Raw genomic sequence first — 3,378 nt, 5'->3', positions numbered from 1 at the left:
CAGCCCCTATTTCCAAGGGGACCTACGGGTTACCGCGCCGAACCTAGGGGGTGATAGGGGAAAGCCCCGACCGCGCCGGCGGCTATCGTTCCACGCAGGACAGCGTGCCTTTTGGGGGGAACGATGCTTGAGGGATTGGGGCTGGATTCTCAGACGGAGGCCGTGTACCTGGCGATGCTCAAGGCACCAGCCGCCATGCCACATGACATAGCCTTGAGCCTCCGACTGGCGGAGCGTCAGGTGCACGACGCCTTGGGCGAGCTGGCGCGGATGTCGCTACTACAACCGTCCACAAGAGAGCCGCAGAGCTTGCGGCCGGTGCATCCCGAAGCGGCGTTACAGGCGCTCGTGGCCCGCAGGCAGGCCGAGTTCGCCCGTATGCAGCAGGAGCTCGAAGAGGGCAAGGCCGCGGTGGCGATGCTGTTGGCGGAGCATGCCGAGTTGAACCCTCCGGTTCAGGCGCCCGACGTGGAGTACGTGGAGGGTGCGGACGAGGTCGAGGCCCGGCTCCGTGACCTGACCAACGCCTCGCGTTGGGAGGTCTGCGCGTTCGTCCCGGCGCAGTCACAGCTGCCGCTGTCCAGCGAGTCCGGAGAGATGCTGCAAGCGCACGCGATCGAACGCGGAGTGCGATACCGCACCGTCTTCCTGGACAGCATCCGCAACAATCAGCCCGCGCTGGAGCACGCGCAATGGCTGATGGCGCTGGGCACCGAGGTGCGCACGGCGCCGCTGCTGCCGCTCCAACTGTTCATCATCGACCGGGCGCACGCGCTGGTGCCGGCCGACCCCGGTGGCGCCTCGGAGGCGGCGGCGATGGTGTCCAGCGCCGGCATGGTTACCGCGCTGCTCGCCCTCTTCCAGTCCACATGGAACGGTGCGGCACCGCTGGGCGGGCCGCGGCGGCGGGACGGCGACGGCCTGTGCCCGCAACGTAAGCAGGTGCTGCGGTTGCTCGCGTCGGGGTGCACGGACGACGTCATCGCCCGCCGCCTCGGCGTTTCCATCCGCACCGCCCGGCGGGTGGCGTCCGATCTGCTGAGCCGGCTCAACGCACGCAGCCGCTTCCAGGCTGGTGCCCGGGCGGTGGCCTGCGGCTGGCTGGACGTGGACGACCTCGACATGTGCTGACCGCGCGCGGTCAGCGCACGACGATCGCGGTGAGGAGCACGTCACGGCTGAGCAGCCACCGGCCCGAGAAGGTGTCGATCTTCTCGCCGGCCACCTCGGGCCCGGGTACGAGCAGGTTGGCGACAAAGGTGCCGGTCCACTCGCGCGGGTGCAGACGCACCAGGGTCGCGTCGAAGTCGAGCCACGCGCCGGTGAGCGTGAACCAGCTCTTGTACACGGCCTCCTTGGCGGAGAACAGTAGCCGGTCCCAGCACACGCCCGAATACCTACGCGTCAGCAGGTCCACATCGGACCGCTCCTCGGCGTGGCTGATGGTCGCCAGGAGGGTACCCGGCAGCGGCTCGTTCGGCTCGGCGTCGATGCCGATGGAGGTGGCCTGGGACGCCTCACCCACCACCGCGCCCCGGTACCCGGAGCAGTGGGTGATGCTGCCGACGATGCCCGCCGGCCAACGCGGTTCGCCGTGCGCGCCCGGCAGCAGCGGCACCGCCGGCCGGCCCAGCTGACGCAGCGCGCGGCGCGCGCAGATCCGACCTGTGGTGAACTCCCGCCGGCGCTTCTCCACGGCGTGCTCGACGACCTTGGCTTCTTCTGGAAAGAGCGACTCGTCGTTGGCATCGTCGAACGACTCCGCGTACGTCAGGTACGGAGGAAGGATTCGTTTTATCATGGCCCACCCTCAGATCGGCTGGTTTCCGTGTTTGCGCCCGGTCGCCGTAGAGGGCTTGGCGCGCAACAGCTCCAAAGCCCGGATGACCTTCATCCGGGTGTGGCGGGGGTCGATGACGTCGTCCACGAGGCCCCGCTCGGCCGCGTAGTAGGGGTGCATAAGTGTGCGGCGGTACTCCTCGACCCGGCGGGCACGTTGACCGTCGGGGTCCACGGCCGCGGCGATCTCCTTGCGAAACACCACGTTAGCCGCCGCCTCGGCACCCATCACGGCAACTTCGTTGGTGGGCCAGGCGAATGACAGGTCGCATCCGATCGACCGCGAGTCCATGACGATGTACGCACCGCCGTACGCCTTGCGCAGGATGACCTGGATCCGCGGCACAGTCGCCGCGCAGTACGCGTACAGCAGCTTCGCGCCATGCCGGATGATGCCGCCGTGTTCCTGGTCGACGCCCGGCATGAACCCGGGCACGTCCACGAGCGTGAGGATCGGGATGTTGAAGGCGTCGCACATCTGCACGAAGCGCGCGGCCTTCTCCGACGCCTTGATGTCCAGCGCACCCGCCAAGCGTCTCGGCTGGTTCGCGACGATGCCGGTCAGCTGACCGCCGAACGCGGCGAGCCCACAGATCACATTGCGGGCCCAGCCAGCGAAGAACTCGAAGAACGCCCCGCCATCCGCGATCTCGCGGATGACCGCCAACATGTCGTACGCCTTGCGGGGATCCGCGGGTACCAGATCCAGCAGCGCTTCGTTGGTCCGGTCGCGACGGTCCGTGCAGGGCAGCGGCGGCGGCAGTTCTCGGTTGTTCGCCGGCAGCAGGGAAAGCAGGTGACGGACGTCGGACAGGCAGGTCGTCTCGTCGGGGCGGACGAACCCCGCCACGCCGGACAGCGAGCCGTGCGCGTGGGCGCCGCCCAGCTCCTCGTGGCTGACGTCGGCTCCGGTAGCGGCGCGCACCACATCGGGGCCCGTGATGAACATCTGCGCGGTGCCGCGCACCATGAAGACGAAGTCGGTCAATGCCGGTGAGTACGCCGCACCGCCTGCGCACGGACCGAGCATCACGCTGATCTGTGGTATGACGCCTGAGAAGCGCACGTTGCGCTGGAAGATGCCACCGTACCCGGCGAGCGCGGTCACGCCTTCCTGGATCCGCGCGCCGGCACCGTCGTTCAGGCTGACGAGCGGAACGCCCGCGGAGTACGCCAGATCCATCACCTTGTGAATCTTCTCGGCGTGTGCTTCGCCGAGAGCGCCGCCGAAGATCCGGAAGTCATGGGCGTACACCATGACGTCGCGCCCGAAGACCTGCCCCCAGCCGGCCACCACACCATCGGTGTGTGGACGACGCGCGTCGAGGCCGAAGCCGCTGGCACGGTGCCGGCGAAAGAGCTCGACCTCGTGGAACGAGCCGGTGTCGAGCAGGGTGTCCAGCCGTTCGCGGACGGTCAGCTTGCCCTTGGCGCGCTGCCTCGCCGTCGCTTCGGCGTCGCCCGTGTGGGCGCTTTCGACGCACAGTTCGAGCTCGGTCAACCGGTCCCGCATCGTCTCTGGCGGAAGCTGGGTCACGG

3 protein-coding genes are annotated in these 3,378 nt (G+C 68.6%); 1 reads left to right on the top strand and 2 read right to left on the bottom strand.

What is annotated here, in order from left to right:
• Nucleotides 1–240 precede the first annotated feature (240 nt).
• On the top strand, nt 241–1,131 hold the full coding sequence (locus tag ACTMTJ_RS38580; RefSeq protein ID WP_441223695.1) for a LuxR C-terminal-related transcriptional regulator: 891 nt from the start codon (nt 241–243) through the stop codon (nt 1,129–1,131).
• Between the two features lie 10 nt (nt 1,132–1,141).
• On the opposite strand, the gene ACTMTJ_RS38575 is transcribed toward ACTMTJ_RS38580, so the two are convergent.
• On the bottom strand, nt 1,142–1,801 hold the full coding sequence (locus ACTMTJ_RS38575; protein WP_441223694.1) for a 4'-phosphopantetheinyl transferase family protein: 660 nt from the start codon (nt 1,799–1,801) through the stop codon (nt 1,142–1,144).
• A 9-nt stretch (nt 1,802–1,810) separates the two neighbouring features.
• Nucleotides 1,811–3,352, bottom strand: coding sequence for an acyl-CoA carboxylase subunit beta (locus tag ACTMTJ_RS38570; RefSeq protein WP_441223693.1), 1,542 nt, complete (start codon nt 3,350–3,352; stop codon nt 1,811–1,813).
• Nucleotides 3,353–3,378 lie beyond the last annotated feature (26 nt).

The organism is Phytohabitans sp. LJ34 (assembly GCF_052068095.1).
Classification (GTDB): Bacteria; Actinomycetota; Actinomycetes; order Mycobacteriales; family Micromonosporaceae; genus Phytohabitans.
Note: the sequence above shows the minus strand (reverse complement) of the source record. Positions and strands in the feature narration are given on the sequence as shown.